We start from the raw sequence: 22,552 nt of genomic DNA, 5'->3' as shown, positions 1-22,552 counted from the left end.
GCTCCTACCGACCGGCGGCCCGGATAAACCCTTCAACCAGATCCAGTTGTTCCGGCACGTTGAGCGCGGGCGCGTGGCCGCACCCCTGGATTTCAACCACCTTCAGCAACCCGGCGGCGCCCGGCCCCCTTTGCTGCATCTGCAGTGTGACCTCAGGCAGCACCAGGTCCGACTCGGCTCCGCGCAGGCACAGCACCGGCACCTCGATGACGTCGTAGTGCGGCCAGATGAGGTAGTCGTTCGCATGCGCGCTGAACTGACGGACCATCGCGGGGTCGTAGTGCGGCGTCACGCGGCCGTCGGGCAGGCGGCGCGTGGAGCTTTCGGTCAGGCGGCGCCACTGCGCATCGCTGAGCCAGCCATAGGGCTTGTAGACGGTGCGAAAGAAAAGCTCGAGCTCCGCCACCGTGTCGAACGCGGGGGGGTCGCCGGCATAGGCACGGATGCGCTCGATGGCCGCCTGCGCGAGCTCCGGCGCGTTGTCGTTGAGCGTGAGGCTCGCAATGCGCGCCCTCATGCGCGGCTCGAACAGGCCCGACGCGCAGACCGTGCCGATGGCGCCACCCATGGAGGTGCCGACCCAGTGCACGCGGCCCAGGCGCAGTTCGTCGCACAGCGCGGCGGCCGTGCGGGCGTAGAACGAAAGCTGGTATTCCTCGTCGGGCACCGGACTCCACTGGCTCAGCCCGCGGCCGATGGTGTCGGGGCAGATCACGCGGAAGCCGCGCGCGGCAAAGTGCTGTGCCAGTTCGTCCATGTCGCGGCAGGTGCGCGCAAGGCCATGCCAGGCGATGACCACCGGCGCATCGGGCGCGCCCCAGTCGAGCCAATGGATTTCGCGGCCCGCGAGCTGGGCGTAGCGGGAAACCGGAACGGGAAGATCGTTGCTCATCGTGCGGCCCTCGCCCTCAGCTTGCCGACGATGCCGGTCGGAAAGTAATAGACCGAGAGCACGAACAGCACCCCCAGCCACAAAAGCCACCGGTCGGGCGACAGCAGCGCCGCGAGCCATGGCAGCCCGCTCGCGGCCTCGCTGCCCACGCGCAGCAGGTCTTGCAAATAGCTTTGCGCCACCACGAACAGCACCGCGCCGATGGCCGCGCCGTAGATCGTGCCCATGCCACCGATCACCACGATCAGCAGCACGTCGATCATGATCTCGAAGCTCAGCGAAGTGTCGGGCCCGTTGTAGCGCAGCCAGATCGCGAGCATGGCGCCGGCCAGCGTGGCAAACAGCGCCGACAGCACGGCCGCGGTGGTGCGGTACACCACCACGCGGTAGCCGATGGCCTCCGCGCGGAACTCGTTCTCGCGGATCGCCTGCAGCACGCGGCCGAAGGGCGAATTGACGATGCGCAGCAGCGCGAGCACCAGCACCACCGCAGCCACGAACAGCAGGTAGTAGCACAGCAGCCGGCCATCGAGCGAGACACCGAGAAAGGGTTCTTCGGAGAACTCGAAGCTCGGCGAGATCAGCTCGGGCAGCTTGAAGGTCAGCCCGTCTTCGCCGCCCGTGAAATCCGACAGCTGCGAGGCCAGCGTCTGGAAGGCCGAGGCCACCGCCAGCGTGATCATCGCGAAGAAGATCGCGCGCACCCTCAGCGAGAACAGCCCGATGGCGAACGAGAGCACGAGCGAGATCGCCAGCGACGCGCCGAGCCCGAGCAGCACCGCACCCCAGCTGGGCCCGAGCCGCGTGGCCGAGATGGCGATGCCGTAGGCGCCGATGCCGAAGAACATGGTGTGCGCGAAGCTCACGATGCCGGTGTAGCCCAGGAGCAGGTCGAAGCTTGCGACCAGCACCACGAACACCAGGATCTTGGCCGCGACGCTGAGCGCCTTCACGCCCGGGAAGATGAAAGGCGCAAAGGCCAGCGCGATGAACAGCGCCACCAGCAGCAGCGCCAGCAGGCGGCTCCTCGGCGTGTCGTTGGAGAGAAGTCGTTTCAGGAACATGGCGGCTTCTTCTTTCTCAGCGGTTGGCAACCGGGTACACGCCCTGCGGGCGCCACAGCAGCACGGCCACCATCAGCAGGATGCTTGCGAACTGCGTGAGCGTGGGCAGCAGAAAGCCGATGTAGTTGGTCATGAGCCCCACCAGCAGTGCACCGATCAGCGCACCGCCCGTCGAGCCCAGTCCGCCGATGATGATCACGATGAAGATCAGCACGTTGACCTGCGCGCCCATCTGCGGCACCAGGTTCTGCTGGAACAGCCCCCACATCACGCCGCCCAGCCCGGCCAGCGCACTGCCCACCACGAACACGCCGACGAACAGCCGGCCGATGCGGTAGCCGAGCGACTCGACCATCTCGCGGTCCTGCACGCCGGCGCGGATCAAGAGGCCGATCTTGGTGCGGCTCAGCGTCCATGCGAGCAGGCCGAACACCACGATGCCCACCGCCACCGCAAGCAGGCGGTACTTGCTGATGGCCGCGTCGCCGATCAGCAGCGAGCCGCGCAAGGCTTCGGGCAGCGGCAGCGGCACCTGGGCCGGCCCCCAGATCACCTTGATGAGCTCCTCGCCGATGATCATGCCGCCCATCGTGATGAGGATCTGCTTCAGGTGCTGGCCGTACACGGGCCGCACGATGAAGCGCTCGAAGGCCAGTCCCACCGCGCCCGCCACCGCCATGGCGACCAGCATGGCCGGGAACACGGCGACGAGGTTGCGCCAAAGCTCGCCCGAACCCGTCCAGTCGCCCATCAGGCCGAGCACGCTGCTGGCCACGAAGGCGCCGAGCGCAATGAACACGCCGTGGCCGAAGTTGAGCACGTCCATGAGCCCGAACACCAGCGTGAGGCCCGAGGCGATGATGAAGATGATCATGCCCATCGCCAGGCCCGCGACCGTGAGCGTGAGCCAGGTCGAGAACGAGCCGGTGAGCGGCAGCGCCACCGCCGCGAGGATGGGGGCGAGCAGCAGCGGCTTCCAGTCGAAGTCGAATTTCATAGGGCCAGTCCCAGCAGCGATTGCTGCAGTTGCGCGTCGGCGGAGAACGCGGCCATGGAGCCGCTGTGCACCACGCGGCCGTTGTCCATCACCGCGACGTTGTCGCCCAGGCGCTGGGCGAAGTTGATGTTCTGCTCCACCAGCAGGATCGTCACGCCGCTCGCCTTGAGCTCGGCAAAGGCGTCGATCATGTTGTTGATCATCACGGGCGCGAGGCCCTTGCTGGGCTCGTCGATCAGCAGCAGCTCGCGCGGCTCGACGATGGCGCGCGACACGGCCAGCATCTGCTTCTGCCCGCCCGAGAGCTTGCCGGCCGGATGGTTCCAGAACTTCTCCACCGCGGGAAAGAGCTTGAAGATCCACTTCAGCCGCGTGTCGTCGATCTGTGCGGCGTTCTTGGCGCCGCGCGCGGCAAGCAGCATGTTCTCCTTCACCGTGAGATCGGAGAAGATGCCCATGTTCTCGGGCACGTAGGCGATGCCGAGCTCGGCGATCTGCGGCGTGTGCATCGCGGCGATGTCCTTGCCGCCAAAGCGCACCCTGCCCTCGGATGCATGCCACAGGCCCATGATGGTCCGCAGCGTGGTCGTCTTGCCCGCGCCGTTGCGGCCAAGCAGCATGGTGAGCTGGCCCTTGGGCACCGCGAGATCGACGCCGTGGAGGATGTGGTACGCCCCGATGTGCGTCTGCACGCCTTCGAGGGTCAACAGGTTCTCGTGTTTCATGGCTTGTCTCCTTCCCCCGTGCGGGGGAAGGTCGGGATGGGGGCGGTCACATGCCGCGGAGCGTCCCCGGCGCCGGCCGCAGGCAAGCCGAGGTAAGCCTCCTGCACCACCGGCGAGGCAATCACCTCGGCCGGCTCGCCGTCGGCCACCAGCGTGCCGTTGTGCAGCACGATGATGCGGTCGGCGAGTTCGCGCACCACGTCCATCTTGTGTTCGACCAGCAGGATGGTCTTGGTCTTGTCCTGCTTGAGCTTGCGGATCAAATCGAGGATAACGGGCGCCTCGGCGGCATTCATGCCGGCGGTCGGCTCGTCGAACATGAAGACCTTGGGCTCCAGGGCCATCAGCAATGCCACCTCGAGCTTGCGCTGGTCGCCGTGCGGCAGGCTCGCCACCGTCGCGTATTCCCGCGATTTCAGCGCCACGTCCGCGAGGATCTGGTCCGCGCGCTCGGTCAGCGCCTTGTGGTCGCTCCAGATGCTCCACAGGTTCAGGCCCCGTCGATGCGCGCCCTCGCGCGTGGCCTGCACCGCCAGGCGCACGTTCTCCAGCACCGTGAGATTCGGGAACAGGTTGGTGAGCTGGAAGGCCCGCCCCAACCCCGCATGCGTGCGCGCCGACGGCGACAGGCCCGAGAGCGATTGCCCATCGAGCGACACCGTGCCCGCGCTCGCCTTGAGCTGGCCCGAGATCAGGTTGAAATAGGTGGTCTTGCCCGCCCCGTTGGGGCCCACGATGGCCGTCAGCGTGCCCGGCGCGAAGGCGCAGCTCACGCCGTTGACGGCCACGTGCCCGCCGAAGCGAATGGTCAGGTCTAGCGTCTCAAGCATCGTTGGTCATTGCGAATGAAAGTCGGTGTAGCTCGGCTCAACAGCTGCCGATCACGTAGTAGTTCGGGCCGGTCTGCTTCAGCGTGGTGGTGACGTAGATGTTCCACAGCCCCATCGATTGCCCGGAGCCGTAGGCATAGGTGAGGCCCCACAGCGCGTAGGCGCGCCCGGCCACGGTGTGCGCATAGTTGCTTGCGGTGTAGCAGGTGCCGCCGCCACCGCTTCCGCCAAGGGTGGTGCCCGTGGCCGCAGTTGACATCGCGCCCTGTGCGTTGCTGGCATCCAGCGCCGCCACGGTCCAGCTGTAGGTGGTCGATGCGGCGAGGCCGCTGTCGGTGTAGTTGGTGCCGGCCACTGGCGAGGCATTGACCTTGCTGCCGCCGCGATAGACGTTGTAGCCACTGGCGCCAGAGACGCCGTTCCATCCGATCACCATGCTGCTGCTGGTCGCGCCGGATGTGCCCACGCCGGTGGGAGCCGGCAGTGCCGAGCCGCCGCCGGAGCCGGTCACCCGGTCGACCATGGCCTTGAGCGCCGCCATCTGCGGGCCCGACTTCTTTGCATAGTTCGCGTTGTCGTAGCCCCACCAGTCCCAGCAGCTGTTGGTGGCCGCAGTGCTGGTCTGCGGATAGATCAGCACGATGTTGTTGGTGTCGGCCCAGCGGTTGTAGCCGGTCTTGCGCACGTACTGTTCGCTCACGTCGGTGTAGTTCTGCTTGCAGCCGTGCAGCACCAGGTGCACGCGGCAGGATGCCGTGGTGCAGGCCTGCGGCACGTAGATCCAGCCGGTGGCGGCCACGCCGTGGCCGGTGATGAACTCCGACTGGTTGAACTCCGTGAACGTGCCGCCCAGCGTGCCGTTGTTGCGCGGATTCAGGGGCCCGTAGAGCTGCTGAAGAATTTCGCCCGCAAGGTCGAAACCGCAGTTGTTGATGTAGGGCGCGGCAGTGGTGCTGCAAGCGCCGCCGTAGTCGTCGGTGACCATCGCGTGGCCGGCCCCGATGTCGTTCTTGTACACGGTATTGGCCGCGGGCACGAAGCTCTGGTAGTAGGTTTTCAGGTCGTCCATCACCGCCTGCTTGACGGTGTTGTCCGAGGTGCCGGAAAACAGGTACAGCCTGGAGCCGGTCATGTTCGACACCGGGTCGATCGCGCCGCTGGCGGCCCAGCTGTTGGTGGTGCTCACGAGGGTCGAAACCGGAATGCCGGTGCTGTGCGCCATGCAACGGCCGGTGGCATTGACCACCGAGCCCTCGGCGCAGTAGTACGGCCCGCCGGCCACCACGCCGGCACCGCGCTTGAAGGTGGCCGAATAGGCCACGTGCAATTGCACGGCCATGAAGCCGCCAGCGGACAGGCCCGACACGCTCACCTCCGCCGGATTGGCGCCGAGAGACGGCAGCGGCACCGCCGCCGTCGCAACCTGCGCCCCCATCGTGATCGCCGCGGCCGCGGCCAGTCCCTTCCAGTTCCATCGCATCGCTGCCATCGCTGTCTCCTTCTGTTGTAGGTGTATCGAACGCTTGCTTGCTGACGAATCGGCCGTTGGTGGCGCCGCGCTCGCGCCGCAAGGGCGCAGGCTGGCGCTTCGCCCGGCGGCCATCCGGGGCGAAGGGAGCACGGCCTCGGGGCCGCGGCTGCGCTTTGACGCTCAGTTCAGCGCTTGTTCTTGATGGGGATGTCCATCTCTTCAGGCTTGATCTCGCGCACCAGCTCGGGCACGCCCCATGCAAACGCCGGGTCGTTCTTGATCTTGAAGTGGTACATCGACTGCATCGCCTGGTGGTCTTCCTTGCGGAAAGTCATCTTGCCCTTGGGCGTGTCGAAGCTCATGCCTTCCATGGCGCCGATGAGCTTGTTGGTGCCGGTGTCCCCGCCCGTCTTCTTGAGCGCCGTGACCACCGCCATCGCGGCCGAGAAACCGCCGGCCGTGAAGAAATCCGGCGGCGTCTTGAATTCCTTGTAGTGGGCCGACACCAGCGCCTCGTTGACGGGGTTCTTCGGAATGCCGAAGTAGTAGTACGCCGCGCCTTCCATGCCTGGCAGGTTCTTGTAGGCGGCCATGGCCGGCAGGATGTTGCCGCCGGTGGCAATCTCGATGCCATAGCGCTTCAGGTCGAGGTCGACGATCTTGAACGGATTGCCCGCGCCGGCCCAGACGATCCAGATGATCTTGCGGCCCGGCTGGTCCTTGAGCTTGTCGATCAGGCGCTGCGCGCCGGCGGTGAAGTCGGTGGTGGCGGGCGGCAGGTATTCCTCGTGCACCAGCTTCGCCTTCTTGAGCGCGGCGCCGAAGGCCTTCACGCCGTCACGGCCGAAGGCGTTGTCCTGCGCGAGCGTGGCAACCGTGACACCGGCCTTGTCGATGGCCACCGCGTTGGAGATGGCGTCCTGGCTCGAATTGCGGCCGGTGCGGAAGATGTACTTGTTCCACTTGTCGCCGGTGATCGAATCGGCGACCGCCGGCTCCACGATCAGGATCTTCTTGTATTCCTCGGCCACCGGCAGCATGGCCAGTGCGACGCCCGAAGCCGTGGGGCCCACCGCCAGCGCGGCCTTGTCGTCGGAATACGCGGCCGCCAGCAGCGACTTGCCGAGGTCGGGCTTGCCCTGGTCGTCCTTCTCGATGACCACCAGCTTCTTGCCGTTGACCGTCATCGTGCCGCCGGTGGCGTAGTCCAGGCCCATCGTGAAGCCGGTCTGCGTCTGCTTGCCATAAGCTTCGAGCGGACCGGTCTTGCTGTAGATGTGGGCAATGCGGATTTCGTTGGACTGGGCCCAGGCGGGGGCTGCGGCGGCGCAGGTGGCGAGTGCGGCCAGGGCGACGAGGTGGCGACGGTTCATTCTTTGTCTCCTGAAGTAGGTGACTGAATATTGCACAGTTCGTGCCACCCGCCCAAGCTATTGATAACAAACGCTTCTTCATTGGAGAAGAAGCGCTTCCGCCTGATTTCAGAACATTTGTTGTGTCTTGTTCTTAGGCAGTTGTCTTTTTATCAGTCAGGGTTTACTAGCAGCCTGCCGAGCCGCAATGCAGCGCTGGACAGCCGCTTTTCGAACTACGGGCGACAGGACACAGGACGACGGGACGGCGCCCATATTTCTCCCAGATTCATGCCTACATTCGCACCTGACACCCCTGGCTACTTCTCCCTCCTCCCTCCGACGCGGGGGCTGTCCCTGACCCGCTTCGGCGGGTCTTTTTTTTGCGGCCATTGCACGGGTGGGGCGGCTGCGCCGCCAGGGTCACTCCGGGTGCTTCAGCGAATCGGATTCGTCATCCGTTCATACAGCGTCGCGCGTGAAATGCCGAGCAGCCGCGACGTCGCGAGCTTGTTGCCGCCGGTGCTCGCGAGCGCGGCGGCAATGGCTTTCTGCTCCAGCTCCGCCACCTGTTGCGCCAGCGGCCGCAGCAGCGCCGCCTCTTCGTCGCCCGACGAATGCAGGACGTCGGGCGGCGCGATCTGATCCAGCCCCGCTTCGCGCAGGATGCGTTCGAGCTGCGCGGCATCGATGCGCTGCGAATCGCTGCGCATGGTCACCTGCTCCAGCACGTTGCGCAGCTCGCGGATGTTGCCGCGCCAATGCTGGCCGGCCAGCAGCGCCAGCGCATCGGGCGTGAGTTCGGGGGGCGCCTCGCCGCTGCGCAGCGCCATGTCTTCGCCCAGCGCCTCGACCAGGGCCGGAATGTCGCTGCGGCGCTCGCGCAGCGGCGGCACGCGCAGCGGCAGCACGTTGAGCCGGTAATACAGGTCTTCGCGGAACTGGCCGCGGCGCACCAGCTCGGGCAGGTCGCGCGAGGTGGCGGCGATCACGCGCGCATCGAAGGGCACCAGCTTGTTGGAGCCGAGCGGCTCGATCTCGCCCTCCTGCAGCGCGCGCAGCAGCTTGGCCTGCAGGCCGAGCGGCATGTCGCCGATCTCGTCGAGAAACAGGCTGCCGCCGTCGGCCAGCTTGAATTTTCCTTCGCGGCCGCGGCGGTCGGCGCCGGTGAAGGCACCCGGTGCGAAGCCGAAGAATTCGGCCTCCAGCAGCGTGTCGGGCACGGCCGCGATGTTGACGCTGACGAACTGCCCCTTGGCCCGCGCCGACGATGCGTGAATCGCATGCGCGAGCAACTCCTTGCCGGTGCCGGTTTCGCCAAGCAGCAGCACCGGGCTGGTGGACTGCGCGGCGCGGCGCGCATGGCGCTTCACCTCCACGGCCGCGGGGCTGCTGCCGATGAAGCTGGCAAAGGTGTACTTGGAGCGGCGCTGCCCATCAGCCGCGTGCTGGTACAGCGGGTTGTTGCGCTGGCTCGCCAGTTCGCGCCGCGCGTCGTCGAGGTCGCGCTGCAGCAGCGCAAATTTGCTGATCAGCGGCTGCAGCGTGGTCTCGGGCTGGTCGAACAGCACGATGCCGATGGCGCCAATGACTTCTCCCGCCCTGCCCTCGCGCCCATCGCTTTCGGCGCGCAACGGAATGCGGCTGACGACGAAGGTGCCCGCCTTGTTGGTGAGCAGGTCGACCAATATCGGCTCGCCGGTTTCGAGCACGCGCCGCATCTGCGTGTTGGGAATGACGTCCTCGACCATGTGCCCCATGAACTGGTCGATCGACGAGAAACCCAGGGCCGGCAGAAAACGCCGGTACCCTTCGTTCACCCACACGATGCGCCCGCTGCGGTCGACCAGGAACATGCCCTGGCTGATGCTCGAGAACAGATGGAACATCGAGCGAGCGGCCAGTGCGAGGATGCCTTCGGCATCGAGCGGCAGGGTGGGCGGTGCGGCAACAGGCGGAGCGGCGGACATGCGCGGATCGTAGCGCGCATCAATCGGCGCCGAATCAAGCATCAACGAGCGGCCGAAACATACCCACAATCCACATCCGCCGGCCCATACGAAGAAAGCCCTCATGCAGCCATAAGTAAATCAATCGTTTGATTGCCCCCATGGTCTAATGCCGGCATGAGCGCCCCTGCCCTCCAAGCCCTTTCCGCGCGCGCGCCGCGCAGCGACGGCGTCGAAGCGCGCCAGCGCCTTCTGTATGCCGCGCTCGCCCTCTTCGCCGCCAACGGCTACGCCAAGACCTCGACCCGCGAGATCGCACGCGCGGCGGACGTGAACATTTCGGCCATCAGCTATTACTTCGGCGACAAGGCGGGGTTGTATGCCGCCACCTTCGGCGAGCCGATGGGCGGCAATGCGGGAGACTTCGTTTCGCTGTACGACGCGCCCGACCTGCCGATGGAGGAAGCGCTGCGCATCTTCTTCGCCCACATGATCGAGCCGCTCAAGCAAGGCGAGATCGTGCGGCAGTGCATCCAGCTGCACATGCGTGAGATGCTCGAGCCGACCAGCCAGTGGGCCAAGGAATTCGAGCGCGACATCAAGGCACCGCACATCGCCGTCGCCGGCGTGCTGTGCCGCCACCTCGGTCTTGCGCGGCCGGACGACGACGTGCATCGCCTCACCTTCGCCATCACCGGACTCGCGGTGCAGCTTTTCGTGAGCCAGGATCTCGTCGACGCCATACGCCCCTCGTTGCTGAACACACCCAAAAACGTGGACACCTGGGCGCAGCGCCTCACGGGCTATGCCGTTGCGCTGGTCGAGGCGGAAGCACTGCGCCGCAAAGCCGCCGCCAAGCCCGCGGCGGTATCTGCCGTCCGCTCCGGGAGAAAGAAAACATGAAACGACTCCGATGGATTGCTGCCGCCTGCCTGGGCCTCGGCCTTGCCGGCTGCGGCCTGACGCGCCCGCCGGCCACGGTGGAGGCGCCGTTCCCCGCGCAGTGGCATGTGCCGCTGCCCCACGGCGGCTCGGTGGCTTCGCTGGCGGAATGGTGGAGCCAGCTCGACGACCCGCTGCTGGTCGAACTGATTGCCGCGGCCGAAGCCGCAAGCCCCAATCTCGCGAGCGCCGCGGCGCGCGTGGCCGAGGCGCGCTCCACGCGCGTGCAGGCCGGCGCGGCGCTGCTGCCCAACCTGGACGGCACGGCGTCGGCCAGCCGCGGCGTCTCGGGCTCCTCTTTCGGCTCGGGCGGCACGACTTCCTCGTCCAGCAGCAGCGCGGCCATCGCACCGGTGACCACGCTGCAGGCCGGCCTGCAGTCCAAGTGGGAGATCGACCTCTTCGGCCGCCTGCGCGCCGATCGCGATTCGGCCGAGCAGAAGCTGAGCAGCGCCACCGCCAAATGGCACGACGCGCGCGTGACCGTCGCGGCCGAAACGGCCAATGCGTACTTCGCCGAACGCGCCTGCCAGCAGCAACTGCGCGTGGCCGAATCGGATGCGAAATCGCGCGGCGAAACCGCGCGCCTCACCGACCTGTCCGCGCGCGCCGGCTTCACCGCGCCTGCCGATGCTGCGCTCGCGCGCGCCAGCGCCTCGGACGCCTCGGGCCGCCTCACGCAGCAGCGCGCCCAATGCGCGGTGCAGCGCAAGGCGCTGGTGGCGCTCAGCGGCATCGACGAGCCCACGCTCGAACAGAAGCTCGTGGCCTCGCCCACGCAGCGTGCGCTGCCAGTGGTCGGCAGCATTGCCAGCGTGCCGGCCGATGCCATCTCGCAGCGGCCCGACGTGTACGCGGCCGAACTCGGCGTGGCATCGGCCAGCGCCGACGTGGGCTCCGCCGAAGCCGAGCGCTATCCCAAGCTCAGCATCTCAGGCTCCATCGGCCGCATGCAGATCCGCACCAGCGGCTTCCGGGAATCGCTCGACACCTGGTCGATCGGCCCGGTGTCGCTCACGGTGCCGCTGCTGGACGGTGGCGCGCGCGCGGCCAACAGCGATGCGGCCAAGGCGCGCTATACCGAAGCCGTGTCGCTCTACCGCGCGAACGTGCGGCAGGCGGTGCGCGAGGTCGAAGAAGCACTGGTCAACCTCGATGCCACCGATACGCGCGCCACCGACGCCGACTCCGCGGTGAAGAACTACCAGGCTTCGTTCGACGCCACCCAGGCCCGCTACCAGAGCGGCCTGGCCAGCCTGTTCGAACTCGAGGATTCGCGCCGCACGCTCTTTGCCGCGCAGACTGCGCGCGTCTCGCTGCAACGCGAACGCGCCCAGGCCTGGGTTGCGCTCTACCGCTCGATGGGCGGCGGCTGGGCCCGCCCCGGATCGCCCGCAATGACTTCCAACCCGGCCGCCAAGGTCGCGACGTTGCCATGAAAAATATCAAACGCTCCACCCTCGCCATCGCGCTGCTGGCGCTCGTCATCGTCGTTGCGGCGGCTGTGTGGCTCGCGCGCAAGCCCGCGGACGAAGCCGGCACCCCGGCTGCGGCGGCCAAGGCCAAGCCGGGTGCACCGGCTGCCCGCCCGACCTTGACGGTCACGGTCGCCAAACCCGAGCTCACCGAGCTCACGCTGACGCTCGCGGCCAACGGCAACGTGGCCGCCTGGCAGGAGGCCATCGTGGGCTCCGAGTCCACCGGGCTCCGGCTCGCCGAAGTGCGCGTGAACGTGGGCGACGTGGTGAAGAAGGGCCAGGTGCTCGCCGTCTTCTCGCCCGAGACGGTGCAGGCGGACATTGCGCAATCGCGTGCCTCGCTGGCCGAGGCCAGGGCCACCGCGGCCGATGCTGCGGGCAACGCGGCGCGAGCGCGCACGCTGCAGGCCACGGGCGCGCTGAGCCAGCAGCAGATCAACCAGTACCAGACCACCGAGCAGACTGCCAAGGCGCGCGTCGAAGCCGCCCAAGCCGTGCTGGCCGCGCAGGAAGTTCGCGGACGCAACACGCAGGTACTGGCACCCGACGACGGCGTGATCTCGGCCCGCACCGCCACCGTCGGCAGCGTGGTGGCGGCCGGCACCGAACTGTTCCGGCTGATCCGCCAGGGCCGGCTCGAATGGCGCGCCGAAGTCACCTCGGCCGAGCTCAGCCGCATCGCGGTGGGCACCACGGCCTTCGTGGTCAGCGCCAGCGGCGCGCAGGTGCGCGGCAAGGTGCGCAGCATCGCGCCCACGGTCGATCCGCAAACGCGCGCCGCGCTGGTCTACGTCGACCTGCCGAATGTGCAACAGAACACCGGCGTCAAGGCCGGCATGTTCGCGCGCGGCGACTTCGAGCTCGGCCGCAGCTCCGCGCCCACGGTGCCGCAGACCTCCATCGTTCCGCGCGACGGCTTCAACAACGTCTTCATGCTGCTGCCCGACAACCGCGTGGCGCAGCTCAAGGTGCAGACCGGCCGCCGCGTGGGCGAGCGCGTGGAGATCACCAGCGCGCTGCCCGAGGGTGCCCAGATCGTGGTGCAGGGCGCCGGCTTCCTGAACGACGGCGACCTGGTGCGCGTCGTGCCGGCGTCCGCTCCTGCGGCCGCGGGTGCACAGCCCGCCGCGGCGCCGGCCTCGGCCGCCGCGGGCAAGCAGGACACCAGCGAAACGAAGGCACGCCCATGAACGTTTCCGCATGGTCCATCCGCAACCCGATTCCGGCGGTGATGCTGTTCGTGCTGCTCACCTTCGGTGGGCTGCTCTCGTTCAACGCGATGAAGGTGCAGAACTTTCCGGACATCGACCTGCCGACCGTCACGGTATCGGCCTCGCTGCCCGGCGCTGCGCCTTCGCAGCTCGAGACCGACGTCGCGCGCAAGCTCGAGAACTCCATTGCCACGGTGCAGGGCCTGAAGCACATCACGACCAAGGTGCAGGACGGCGCCGCCACGCTGATCGTCGAGTTCCGCCTCGAGAAGCCGGTGCAGGAAGCCGTGGACGACGTGCGCTCCGCGGTGCAGCGCGTGCGCGCCGACCTGCCGGCCGACGTGCGCGACCCGGTGGTCACCAAGCTCGACTTCGCGGCCCAGCCGGTGCTGGCCTTCACCATCGCCTCGTCGCGCATGGACATCGAGGCGCTGAGCTGGTACGTGGACAACGACATCACCAAGAAGCTGCTCGCGCTTCCGGGCGTGGGTGCGGTGAACCGCGTGGGCGGCGTCACACGCCAGGTGCACGTCGATCTCGATCCGGCCAAGCTGCAGGCGCTGGGCGCCTCGGCGGCCGACATCTCGCGCCAGCTGCGCCAGGTGCAGACCGAAAGCGCCGGCGGCCGCATCGACCTGGGCGGCAGCGAGCAGCCGGTGCGCACCATGGCCACCGTGCAGTCGGCCGACCAGCTTGCCGACATGCAGATCGCGCTCTCCGACGGCCGCCGCGTCCGGCTCGACCAGGTGGCGCGCATCAGCGACACCATCGCCGAGCCGCGCGCCGCCGCGTTGCTCAACGGCAAGCCGGTCGTCGGCTTCGAAGTAGCCCGAAGCCGCGGCGCCAGCGAGGTGGAGGTGGGCCGCGCCATCCAGAAGGCGCTGGCCGACCTGCGCGTGCAGCGCCCCGACATCGAGCTGACGGAGGCCTTCAACTTCGTCGACCCGGTGGAAGAGGAGTACGACGGCTCGCTGCACCTGCTGTACGAGGGCGCGATCCTGGCCGTGATCGTGGTGTGGCTGTTCCTGCGCGACTGGCGCGCCACTTTCGTCTCGGCCGTGGCATTGCCCATGTCCGTGATTCCGGCCTTCATCGGCATGCACCTGCTGGGCTTCTCGGTCAACGTGATCTCGCTGCTCGCGCTCTCGCTGGTGGTCGGGATATTGGTGGACGATGCCATCGTGGAGGTGGAAAACATCGTGCGCCACCTGCGCATGGGCAAGTCGCCTTACGAGGCGGCCATGGAGGCGGCCGACGAAATCGGCCTGGCGGTGATCGCCACCACCTTCACGCTGATCGCGGTATTCCTGCCCACGGCCTTCATGAGCGGCGTGGCCGGCAAGTTCTTCAAGCAGTTCGGCTGGACAGCCTCGCTGGCGGTGTTCGCGTCGCTGGTGGTGGCGCGGGTGCTCACGCCCATGATGGCGGCCTATATCCTGAAGCCGGTGGTCGGTGCCGAAAAGGAGCCGCGCTGGCTCACCGCCTACATGCGCGCCGTGGAATGGAGCACGCACCATCGCTTCAAGACGATGGTGCTCGCCACCCTCTTCTTCTTCGGTTCGCTGGCGATGATCCCGCTGCTGAAGACCGGCTTCATTCCGCCGGACGACAACTCGCAGACACAGATCTATCTTTCGCTCGCTCCCGGCTCCACGCTCGCGCAGACCACCGCGGCCGCGGAAGAAACGCGGCGCCGCGTGATGCAGATCAAGCACGTGAAAAGCGTCTACACCACCGTGGCGGGCGGCAGCGCGGGCGGCGATCCCTTCGCCAACTTCGGTACGCCCGAAACGCGCAAGGCCACGCTCACCATCAAGCTCGACGAGCGCGGCGACCGCCCGCGCAAGCAGATGATCGAGAACCAGATCCGCGCGGCGCTCGAAACCCTGCCCGGCGTGCGCAGCACCGTGGGCCTCGGCGGCTCGGGCGAAAAATACATCCTCGCGCTCACCGGTGAAGACCCGGCGGCGCTGGCCAGTGCGGCCAGCGCGGTCGAGAAAGACCTGCGCACGGTTCCCGGCCTCGGCAACATCACCTCGACCGCGAGCCTCGTGCGCCCCGAGATTGCCGTGCGCCCCGACTTCGCACGCGCCGCCGACCTGGGCGTGACCAGTTCCGCCATCGCCGAGACGCTGCGCGTGGCCACGCTGGGCGACTACGACCAGGCGCTGGCCAAGCTGAACCTCGCGCAGCGGCAGGTGCCCATCGTGGTGAAGCTCGAAGACTCGGCACGGCAGAACCTCGACCTGCTCGGCCGCCTCTCGGTGCCCGGCGCACGCGGGCCCGTCATGCTGAGTCAGGTGGCTTCGCTGACGATGGAAGGCGGCCCGGCCGTCATCGACCGCTATGACCGCTCGCGCAACGTCAACTTCGAGATCGAGCTTTCGGGCGTGGGCCTCGGCGATGCCAAGACCGCGGTCACGGCGCTACCCTCGATCCAGAAGCTGCCGCCCGGCGTGCGCGTGACCGAAGTGGGCGATGCGGAAGTGATGACCGAGCTGTTCGCGAGCTTCGGCCTTGCGATGCTCACGGGCGTGCTGTGCATCTACATCGTGCTGGTGCTGCTCTTCAAGGACTTCCTGCATCCGGTGACGATTCTTTGCGCACTGCCCCTGGCGCTTGGCGGCGCCTTCGTGGGCCTGCTCATTGGGCAGAAGGCGCTGTCGATGCCGTCGCTGATCGGGTTGATCATGCTGATGGGTGTTGCCACCAAGAACTCGATCCTGCTGGTGGAGTACGCAATCGTGGCGCGCCGCGACCACGGCATGACCCGCTGGGAGGCCCTGCGCGATGCCTGCCACAAGCGCGCCCGGCCGATCATCATGACCACGCTGGCCATGGGTGCGGGCATGCTGCCGATCGCCATCGGCCTGGGCGCCGCCGATTCGAGCTTCCGGTCACCGATGGCGATGGCGGTGATTGGCGGGCTGATTACGTCGACCGTGCTGAGCTTGCTGGTGGTGCCGGCTGTGTTCACTTATGTGGACGACATCGAACACTGGATTCGGCGTACGGTGCGCAAGGTGCGGGGGCAGCCGGCCGATCCGCATATCGATGATGACTTGGTTGAGCGGACGGCTGGCTGACTCTTGACTCTCTTTGAGAGGGGGCGGCCTCTTTGATGCTGCGCGGTGTTTGTTTTCCGAGGCCGGGATATCCGCCCGGCGGCGGACTCACTTTCTTTTGCTTCGCCAAAAGAAAGTAAGCAAAGAAAAGGCGACCCTACTGTCTGCGTCCCTCCGCTTCGCTACGGGCAACCTGCGGTGCTCGACTCCGGCGGGGGTCCGCAGAACTCGCTTCGCTCAAACAGCTGCGGCCCTGATCCCGCCTCCATCTGCGCTCCTCGGCGCATACAGAAGGGGTGGGAGCGGGCAGCCTTCGCTCTCGCTCGGCCCCAACAGCCAATACCAACCACCGCGGCGCGCAGCGCCGCGGTGGCCTGGTGGCCGAGCGAAGCAAAGGCCCGTTCGGTCTCCCAGCCCCTCTGTATGCGCCGAGGAGCGCAGGGTTTCGCGGATCAGGGCTCGCAGCTGTCTGAGCGAAGCGAGTTCTGCGAGACCCCGCGAAACCCGAGCACCGCAGGTTGCCCCGTAGCGCAGCGAAGGGGTCGCAGACAGTGGGGTCGCCTTTTCTTTGGCTACTTTCTTTTGGCGAAGCAAAAGAAAGTAGCTCGCCCGCCGGGGCGAGGCCCGGCCTCGGGAAACAAACGCCGCACAGCGGCAAAAAACAACTACCCTTCGCCCCCTAAAAAGAGGGCAAAGTCAGACCGCCAGCCGAGCCAACTTCCGCTCACTCATGCGCTTGGCCACGCGCGGCAACACCAGCACAGCCACGATGATGACCACCAGCGTGATCGACATCGGCCGCTGGAAGAACACCCCAGCACTGCCCTCTCCGATCGACATGGCATTGCGCAATTGCGCTTCGGCGAGCGGCCCGAGGATCATGCCCACCACCACGGGAGCGGTCGGGAAGTCGAAGCGCCGCATCACCACGCCGAGCAGGCCGATGGCGTAGAGCAGGAACAGGTCGAACGCGCTCTGGCGCATGCCGTAGGCACCCACCGTCGCGAAGATCAGGATGCCCGCGTAGAGCTGCGGCTTGGGAATCTTCAGCAGCTTGACCCACAGCCCGACCATCGGCAGGTTCAGCACCAGCAGCATCACGTTGCCGATATAGAGCGACGCGATCAGCGCCCACACCAGCGCGGCCGAGGTGGTGAACAACTGCGGCCCCGGCTGGATGCCGTAGTTCTGGAACGCGCCGAGCAGGATGGCGGTGGTGTTCGACGTCGGAATGCCGAGCGTGAGCAGCGGAATCAGCGCCGCGGTCACGGTGGCGTTGTTGGCGGCTTCGGGGCCGGCCACGCCTTCGATGGCGCCAGCGGTACCGAACTCGGCCTTGTCTTCCGGCTTCTTGGCCAGCTTCTTTTCCATCGCATAGCTCAGGAACGTCGGAATCTCCGTGCCGCCCGCGGGAATGCAGCCGAAGGGCGTGCCAATGGCGGTGCCGCGCAACCATGCGGGAATCGAGCGTTTCCAGTCGCGCTTGGTCATGTGGACGCGGCTCAGCTTGTTCTGGCCTTCGACCACCTTGCCCTCGTAGAGCACCGCGTACAGCACTTCGGCCACCGCAAACAGGCCGACCGCCACCAGCACGATCTCGATGCCGTCGAGCAGTTCGGGGATGCCGCCGGTGTAGCGGCCCTGGCCCGAGATCTGGTCGAGGCCGACGCAGCCGGCCGCGAGGCCGATGAACAGCGCCGTCATGCCGCGCAGCGTGCTCTTGCCCAGCACCGCGCTCACCGTGGTGAAGGCCAGCAGCATCAGCAGGAAATACTCGGGCGGCCCGAGCTTCACGGCAAACTCGGCCACGAAGGGCGCGAACAGCGTGACGATGACGGTGGCGATGGTGCCGGCCACGAAGGAGCCGATGGCGGCGGTGGCGAGCGCAGCGCCTGCGCGTCCGCTCTTGGCCATCTTGTTGCCTTCCATCGCCGTGACCATGCTGGCCGTTTCACCCGGCGTGTTGAGCAGGATCGACGTGGTCGAGCCGCCGTACATGGCGCCGTAGTAGATGCCCGAGAAGAAGATCATCGAGGCCGTGATGTCGACCTTGCCGGTAATGGGCAGCAGCATGGCCACCGCCACGGCCGGGCCGATGCCCGGCAACACGCCGACGGCCGTGCCGAGGGCGCAGCCCACCAGGCACCAGAGCAGATTGACCGGGGTGATCGCCGCGGCGAAACCCGTCATGAGTGCGTTGAAGATTTCCATGTCAGATCCAGCCCGTGGTCGTGAGGCCCGGCAGGTTGATGGCCAGGAACTTGGTGAACATCCAGAACACGGGCGCCGAGATGAGGGCACCGGTCAGGAGGTCGATGGCCCAGGTGCGCGGCTGGTTCGCCGAAGGCTGGCCGCTCGCGCGGCGCAGGCCCTGCACGGCCAGCACGTAGCACAGCGTGCAGCTCAGGATGAAGCCGAGCTGGGTGATGAGCGCCGCATTGAGCAGCAGGCCGGCCGACACCCAGACGAAACCCGGCCAGTAGGCATGTTCGGCGCCCGTAGGTGCGTCGAGCTCGCGAAAGCCGCCGGTGCGTGCTTCCCAGAGGATCCAGCCGCCGCACAGCGTGAGTACGCCCGACACCAGCCAGGGCAGGAAGTTGGGGCCGACGCCGCCATAGCCGGCCTCGGAAGGAATGCCGATGGCGCCGAAAGCCAGCGCCAGGCCGGTCAGCAGCACGCCGGCGCCGACCAGGGTTTGCGGCCAGACAGCCGCGGGTTGCGGCGAGACCGAGGATTCTGGAGTTGTCATTTTTTGCTCCGCAGTCAGGGAAAAGAATGGTGGGCCGCTGAACGGCGTCCCACGATTCGAAAGAGCCCCCGCCCCCTTCCAGAAACACCGAGGAACCGGCTCCGCCGGGCCTCTGGTGTTGCCCCCGGTAGGGGGCTGGCGTAGCGACACGAAGTGCGCGAAGACTGGGGGCGAGCCAAATTCAGATCATTCCGGACTTGGCCATGATGGCGCGCAGGCTGGCGAAGTCGTCATCGACGAACTTGGCAAAGGCCTCGCCCGAAAGCACGGCCGGCGTCCAGTCGTTCTTCTTGAGCGATTCGGCCCACGACGGGCTCTTGAGGGCAGCCAGCACCATGTCGGTCAGCGCCTTGCGCTGCTCGGCGGTGATGCCAGGGGCGCCGTAGACGCCGCGCCAGTTGCCGATCTCGACGTCGATGCCCTGCTCCTTGAGCGTGGGCACGTTGATGCCCGGCAGACGCTGGGCAGACGTGACGGCGACAGCTTTCATCTTGCCGGCGGCAATGTACTCGGCGAACTCGCTGTAGCCGCTGCCGCCGATGGTGACGTTGCCGCCCAGGATGGCCGCCGTGGCCTCGCCGCCGCCCCGGAAGGCCACGTAGTTGATCTTGGACGGATCGGCGCCGACCTTCTGCGCGATCATGGCCGCGGCAATGTGTTCGGTGGAGCCGCGCGAACCGCCGCCCCACTTGACGCTGCCGGGGTCTTTCTTGAGCTGCTCGACCACGTCCTTCATGGTCTTGAAGGGCGAATTGGCCGGCAGCACGAAGACGTTGTATTCGGTGGTCATGCGCGCGATGGGCGTGGCCTGCGACAGATTGACCGGCGGCTTGCCGGTGATGATGCCGCCGAGCATGACGGAGCCCATCACCATGAGCGCGTTCGGATCGCCCTTGGAGCCGTTCACGAACTGGGCCAGGCCCAGTGCGCCAGCGGCGCCGCCCTTGTTGTCATAGGTGACCGTGTCGGCCAGCTTGGCTTCGGTCATTGCCTTGCCCAGCGCGCGGCCCGTGGTGTCCCAGCCACCGCCCGGGTTGGCTGGAATCATCATCTTGACGTTGGCTGCGGCGCGCGCCGACAACGGCAGCGCTCCGGCGGCGGCCAGCGCGGCCAATGACTTCAAAAAGGTGTCGCGACGCATCGATGTCTCCTGGTAACTAAAGAAAACCTGACTTGGACCTGAGCCGCTATCATGCGCCGCCCTGCTGTCAGTTGGCTGTCCACCGGACTGGGGAAAACACCGAAGTACCATTCCCCCTTTCACACCCATGAAGCTGCTGCTGGTCGAAGACGATCCCTCGATGCAGGTCACCCTGCAGCGCGCCCTCGCCCGCAGCAAGATCGACGTGCGCATCTGCGGCGACGGCGCCTTGGCCGTCGAGCAATGGCGAGCCCTGGAGCCCGACGTGGTGGCGCTCGACCTGAGCCTGCCGAACCTGGACGGCCTCCAGGTGCTGGCCGAGGCGCGCGCTGCGGGGCTGCGCACGCCCGTGCTGCTGCTGACGGCCCGCGGCACGGTGGGCGACCGCATCATGGGCCTGAACGCCGGCGCCGACGACTACCTGCCGAAGCCTTTCGATCTCGACGAACTGGAGGCGCGCATCCGCGCCCTGCGCCGGCGCCACCAGAACGCCGGCGCCGACGCGATCCTGAATCCGCAGGAAGTCGGCGGCCTGCGCTTCGAGCCCGAAAGCGGCGCCATCTACCACCGCGGCGGCATCCTGGAACTCACGCCACGCGAACTGGCGCTGCTCAAGGCGCTGATGATGAAGCCGGGCCATGCGGTCAGCAAGGAACGGCTTTTCGAGCTCGTGTTTCCAGGCGAAACCGACGTGCAGTACGAGGCTGTCGAGGTGGTGGTCTATCGCCTGCGCAAGAAGCTCGTGGGCACCGGTGCCGCGCTGATGACGCTGCGCGGCCTGGGCTATCTCTTGCGCGCGGAGTCATGAGGGCGGCCCTGTCGCTGCGCGCGAGGCTGCTGTTCGGCATTCTCGCGCCGGTGGCGCTTTTCATCGTGATCAACAGCGTGAGCCTGTACCGGCAGAGCCTGGCCGCCGCCACCACCGCCTACGACCGCACGCTGCTCGCTTCGGCCAAGACCATCGGCGAGCAGCTCGACGTGGAAGGCTACGACGAAGGAGCGCGGCTGCGCGCCATCGTGCCCTATTCCGCGCTCGAGGCCTTCGAGGCAGACAACCGCAGCCGCCTTTTCTACCGTGTTTCCGCCCTCGACGGCGAAATGGTCTCGGGCTTTGCCGAACTGCCGTTCTGGCGCGGCCGCATTCCCGATCGCGGAGCCTATTCGGCGCTGGTCGATTTCTACGACGCACGCTTTCGCGGCCAGCCCGTTCGGATGGCTGTGTTGCTGCAACCCGTGTCCAGCGGCCGCGGCCGCGGCATGGCCGTGGTGCAGGTGGCCGAAACCCTCGAGCTGCGCGAAACGCTGGTGCGCAAGCTGCTCGTCGACATGCTGTGGCGGCAGCTGCTGCTGATGGGCGTCATCGCGCTGGTCACGGTGCTGGTGGTGCAGCGCGCCACGCGGCCGGTGCGGGAGCTCGGTGAAGCCATCGAGAAGCGCGCGGCCGACGATCTTTCGCCGATCGATGCACCCGACGCGCCACGCGAACTGCGGCCGCTGGTCGATGCCACCACCGAGGTCATGGGCCGGCTGCAGCGCCTGCTCGACCACCAGAAGCGCTTCGTGCGCGACAGTGCCCATCAGTTGCGCACGCCGCTGGCCGTGCTCAAGGCGCAGGTGCAGTCGGCAAGGCGCGGCGATGTGGCGCCCGAACAGGCACTGGGCGAGATCAGCCAGACGGTGGAGCGTGCCACCACGCTCGCCAACCAGATGCTGTCGCTCGCCAAGGTGGAGCAGCTGCGTCAGCAGCCGGAATCGGTTCCGCTGGAGCTCGGCGCGGTGGTGCGCCAGATTGCGCTGGACCTCTCGCCGCTGATTGCCGACAAGTCGCTGGATTTCGAACTGGACGTCGACCACCCCGTGACGGTCCGCGCGCACCAGTGGATGCTGCAGGAACTCACGCGCAACTTGTTGCACAACGCCATCAAGCAGAGCCCCCGGGGTGGCGCGCTTTCCGTCATGGTGCGCTCCGACGCGCACGAAGCCGTGCTGACGGTGCGCGACGAGGGACCCGGCATTTCGGCCGAACTGCGCCAGCGCCTGTTCGCGCCCTTCTCCGCCGGCGACACGGCCAGCGGCTCCGGGCTGGGCCTCGCGATCTGCCGCGAGATCGTGCTGGCGCTCGGCGGGCGCATCAGCCTGGACAACCGCAGCGCGCAGGAAAATTCCGCACAGGTGGTCGGGCTCGACGCCGTCGTGCGGCTCCCGGTCTACCGCCACAATTCTTGAATATGGATCGCTTGCGCATCGACAAATGGCTCTGGGCCGCCCGTTTCTTCAAGACGCGATCCCTGGCTGCGGATGAAATCGGCAAGAACCGGGTGCAGGTCAACGGCGACATCGCCAAGGCCTCCCGCGAGGTCAAGGCGGGGGACACCGTGGCCATCCGTCTCGGGGCCGTGACGCGCACGGTCACAGTGCTCGGCTTGAGCGGCCAGCGAGGCCCGGCGCCCGTGGCGCAGCAGCTCTATGAAGAAACGCCGGAGAGCATTGCGGCGCAGGCCGCGATGCGGGAACAGCGACGCATGGGCAGCGAACCGGCACTGGCCATCGTGCAGGGCCGGCCCACCAAGCGCGATCGGCGCGAACTCGACGGCGCGGCACGGCATGCCGACTGGGACAACCGCTGGAGCGCTTCCATCGATCCGGACGACGAGACCGATCGCTGATCGCGTACGCTGCGTGTCTT

At 67.3% G+C, this 22,552-nt stretch carries 18 protein-coding genes; 7 read left to right on the top strand and 11 right to left on the bottom strand.

Translation table 11 applies throughout. The features are described from left to right. Positions 1-4: 4 nt before the first annotated feature. The 8 genes from ACAM55_RS09735 to ACAM55_RS09700 form a co-directional block, all read right to left on the bottom strand. Positions 5-892, bottom strand: a complete 888-nt coding sequence (locus ACAM55_RS09735; RefSeq protein WP_369655819.1) for an alpha/beta fold hydrolase — start codon at positions 890-892, stop codon at positions 5-7. Further along, complete coding sequence (locus tag ACAM55_RS09730) at positions 889-1,956, bottom strand: branched-chain amino acid ABC transporter permease (protein ID WP_369655818.1); 1,068 nt, start codon at positions 1,954-1,956, stop codon at positions 889-891. Before ACAM55_RS09730 ends, ACAM55_RS09735 begins: the two co-directional genes overlap by 4 nt. 16 nt (positions 1,957-1,972) lie before the next feature. Continuing rightward, positions 1,973-2,953: a branched-chain amino acid ABC transporter permease gene (locus ACAM55_RS09725; protein WP_369655817.1), complete on the bottom strand. Its 981-nt coding sequence runs from the start codon at positions 2,951-2,953 to the stop codon at positions 1,973-1,975. Further along, positions 2,950-3,678 (bottom strand): ABC transporter ATP-binding protein, encoded by a 729-nt coding sequence (locus tag ACAM55_RS09720; RefSeq protein ID WP_369655816.1) that lies wholly within the window; start codon positions 3,676-3,678, stop codon positions 2,950-2,952. The genes ACAM55_RS09725 and ACAM55_RS09720 overlap by 4 nt, the downstream gene beginning before the upstream one ends. Continuing rightward, the gene (locus ACAM55_RS09715; RefSeq protein WP_369655815.1) at positions 3,675-4,508 is read right to left on the bottom strand and encodes an ABC transporter ATP-binding protein; all 834 of its coding nucleotides are present in this window, start codon (positions 4,506-4,508) and stop codon (positions 3,675-3,677) included. Before ACAM55_RS09715 ends, ACAM55_RS09720 begins: the two co-directional genes overlap by 4 nt. A gap of 37 nt (positions 4,509-4,545) precedes the next feature. Continuing rightward, on the bottom strand, positions 4,546-5,997 hold the full coding sequence (locus tag ACAM55_RS09710) for a PHB depolymerase family esterase (protein WP_369655814.1): 1,452 nt from the start codon (positions 5,995-5,997) through the stop codon (positions 4,546-4,548). Positions 5,998-6,164: 167 nt separating this feature from the next. Continuing rightward, the gene (locus ACAM55_RS09705) at positions 6,165-7,352 is read right to left on the bottom strand and encodes a substrate-binding domain-containing protein (protein WP_369655813.1); all 1,188 of its coding nucleotides are present in this window, start codon (positions 7,350-7,352) and stop codon (positions 6,165-6,167) included. A 416-nt stretch (positions 7,353-7,768) separates the two neighbouring features. Then, on the bottom strand, positions 7,769-9,301 hold the full coding sequence (locus tag ACAM55_RS09700) for a sigma-54 interaction domain-containing protein (protein ID WP_369655812.1): 1,533 nt from the start codon (positions 9,299-9,301) through the stop codon (positions 7,769-7,771). 156 nt (positions 9,302-9,457) lie between these two features. On the opposite strand from ACAM55_RS09700, the gene ACAM55_RS09695 reads away from it, so the two are divergent. The 4 genes from ACAM55_RS09695 to ACAM55_RS09680 are packed head-to-tail and all read left to right on the top strand — an operon-like array spanning position 9,458 to position 15,997. Beyond that, positions 9,458-10,183, top strand: coding sequence for a CerR family C-terminal domain-containing protein (locus ACAM55_RS09695; RefSeq protein ID WP_369655811.1), 726 nt, complete (start codon positions 9,458-9,460; stop codon positions 10,181-10,183). Further along, positions 10,180-11,661: an efflux transporter outer membrane subunit gene (locus ACAM55_RS09690; RefSeq protein WP_369655810.1), complete on the top strand. Its 1,482-nt coding sequence runs from the start codon at positions 10,180-10,182 to the stop codon at positions 11,659-11,661. Before ACAM55_RS09695 ends, ACAM55_RS09690 begins: the two co-directional genes overlap by 4 nt. Next, positions 11,658-12,890, top strand: a complete 1,233-nt coding sequence (locus ACAM55_RS09685; RefSeq protein WP_369655809.1) for an efflux RND transporter periplasmic adaptor subunit — start codon at positions 11,658-11,660, stop codon at positions 12,888-12,890. The genes ACAM55_RS09690 and ACAM55_RS09685 overlap by 4 nt, the downstream gene beginning before the upstream one ends. Next, on the top strand, positions 12,887-15,997 hold the full coding sequence (locus ACAM55_RS09680) for an efflux RND transporter permease subunit (protein ID WP_369655808.1): 3,111 nt from the start codon (positions 12,887-12,889) through the stop codon (positions 15,995-15,997). Before ACAM55_RS09685 ends, ACAM55_RS09680 begins: the two co-directional genes overlap by 4 nt. A gap of 675 nt (positions 15,998-16,672) precedes the next feature. Here ACAM55_RS09680 and ACAM55_RS09675 read toward each other — a convergent pair. The 3 genes from ACAM55_RS09675 to ACAM55_RS09665 form a co-directional block, all read right to left on the bottom strand. Further along, a complete protein-coding gene (locus ACAM55_RS09675; protein ID WP_369655807.1) occupies positions 16,673-18,187 on the bottom strand; it encodes a tripartite tricarboxylate transporter permease in 1,515 nt (504 codons plus the stop codon). A gap of 1 nt (position 18,188) precedes the next feature. Continuing rightward, the gene (locus tag ACAM55_RS09670; protein WP_369655806.1) at positions 18,189-18,725 is read right to left on the bottom strand and encodes a tripartite tricarboxylate transporter TctB family protein; all 537 of its coding nucleotides are present in this window, start codon (positions 18,723-18,725) and stop codon (positions 18,189-18,191) included. Positions 18,726-18,906: 181 nt separating this feature from the next. After that, on the bottom strand, positions 18,907-19,866 hold the full coding sequence (locus ACAM55_RS09665; protein WP_369655805.1) for a tripartite tricarboxylate transporter substrate binding protein: 960 nt from the start codon (positions 19,864-19,866) through the stop codon (positions 18,907-18,909). A gap of 127 nt (positions 19,867-19,993) precedes the next feature. On the opposite strand from ACAM55_RS09665, the gene ACAM55_RS09660 reads away from it, so the two are divergent. From ACAM55_RS09660 to ACAM55_RS09650, 3 genes are read left to right on the top strand one after another with little or no spacing between them, the layout of a single operon-like run. After that, positions 19,994-20,674 (top strand): response regulator, encoded by a 681-nt coding sequence (locus ACAM55_RS09660; protein WP_369655804.1) that lies wholly within the window; start codon positions 19,994-19,996, stop codon positions 20,672-20,674. Beyond that, complete coding sequence (locus ACAM55_RS09655; RefSeq protein ID WP_369655803.1) at positions 20,671-22,092, top strand: sensor histidine kinase; 1,422 nt, start codon at positions 20,671-20,673, stop codon at positions 22,090-22,092. Before ACAM55_RS09660 ends, ACAM55_RS09655 begins: the two co-directional genes overlap by 4 nt. 2 nt (positions 22,093-22,094) lie before the next feature. After that, on the top strand, positions 22,095-22,532 hold the full coding sequence (locus tag ACAM55_RS09650) for an RNA-binding S4 domain-containing protein (protein ID WP_369655802.1): 438 nt from the start codon (positions 22,095-22,097) through the stop codon (positions 22,530-22,532). The last annotated feature ends 20 nt before the right edge of the window (positions 22,533-22,552 follow it).

It is taken from the genome of Variovorax sp. V213, assembly GCF_041154455.1.
In the GTDB taxonomy this organism is placed as follows: domain Bacteria; phylum Pseudomonadota; class Gammaproteobacteria; order Burkholderiales; family Burkholderiaceae_C; genus Variovorax.
This window is presented reverse-complemented; position numbering and strand designations above follow the sequence as displayed.

Bases quoted from the DNA above. Each gene is read 5' to 3' on its own strand.
- ACAM55_RS09730 (WP_369655818.1), bottom strand. From the start codon at position 1,956: ATGTTCCTGAAACGACTTCTCTCCAACGACACGCCGAGGAGCCGCCTG.
- ACAM55_RS09700 (WP_369655812.1), bottom strand. From the start codon at position 9,301: ATGTCCGCCGCTCCGCCTGTTGCCGCACCGCCCACCCTGCCGCTCGAT.
- ACAM55_RS09690 (WP_369655810.1), top strand. From the start codon at position 10,180: ATGAAACGACTCCGATGGATTGCTGCCGCCTGCCTGGGCCTCGGCCTT.
- ACAM55_RS09685 (WP_369655809.1), top strand. From the start codon at position 11,658: ATGAAAAATATCAAACGCTCCACCCTCGCCATCGCGCTGCTGGCGCTC.
- ACAM55_RS09705 (WP_369655813.1), bottom strand. From the start codon at position 7,352: ATGAACCGTCGCCACCTCGTCGCCCTGGCCGCACTCGCCACCTGCGCC.
- ACAM55_RS09655 (WP_369655803.1), top strand. From the start codon at position 20,671: ATGAGGGCGGCCCTGTCGCTGCGCGCGAGGCTGCTGTTCGGCATTCTC.
- ACAM55_RS09735 (WP_369655819.1), bottom strand. From the start codon at position 892: ATGAGCAACGATCTTCCCGTTCCGGTTTCCCGCTACGCCCAGCTCGCG.
- ACAM55_RS09720 (WP_369655816.1), bottom strand. From the start codon at position 3,678: ATGAAACACGAGAACCTGTTGACCCTCGAAGGCGTGCAGACGCACATC.
- ACAM55_RS09675 (WP_369655807.1), bottom strand. From the start codon at position 18,187: ATGGAAATCTTCAACGCACTCATGACGGGTTTCGCCGCGGCGATCACC.
- ACAM55_RS09695 (WP_369655811.1), top strand. From the start codon at position 9,458: ATGAGCGCCCCTGCCCTCCAAGCCCTTTCCGCGCGCGCGCCGCGCAGC.
- ACAM55_RS09715 (WP_369655815.1), bottom strand. From the start codon at position 4,508: ATGCTTGAGACGCTAGACCTGACCATTCGCTTCGGCGGGCACGTGGCC.
- ACAM55_RS09665 (WP_369655805.1), bottom strand. From the start codon at position 19,866: ATGCGTCGCGACACCTTTTTGAAGTCATTGGCCGCGCTGGCCGCCGCC.
- ACAM55_RS09710 (WP_369655814.1), bottom strand. From the start codon at position 5,997: ATGGCAGCGATGCGATGGAACTGGAAGGGACTGGCCGCGGCCGCGGCG.
- ACAM55_RS09680 (WP_369655808.1), top strand. From the start codon at position 12,887: ATGAACGTTTCCGCATGGTCCATCCGCAACCCGATTCCGGCGGTGATG.
- ACAM55_RS09725 (WP_369655817.1), bottom strand. From the start codon at position 2,953: ATGAAATTCGACTTCGACTGGAAGCCGCTGCTGCTCGCCCCCATCCTC.
- ACAM55_RS09670 (WP_369655806.1), bottom strand. From the start codon at position 18,725: ATGACAACTCCAGAATCCTCGGTCTCGCCGCAACCCGCGGCTGTCTGG.
- ACAM55_RS09660 (WP_369655804.1), top strand. From the start codon at position 19,994: ATGAAGCTGCTGCTGGTCGAAGACGATCCCTCGATGCAGGTCACCCTG.
- ACAM55_RS09650 (WP_369655802.1), top strand. From the start codon at position 22,095: ATGGATCGCTTGCGCATCGACAAATGGCTCTGGGCCGCCCGTTTCTTC.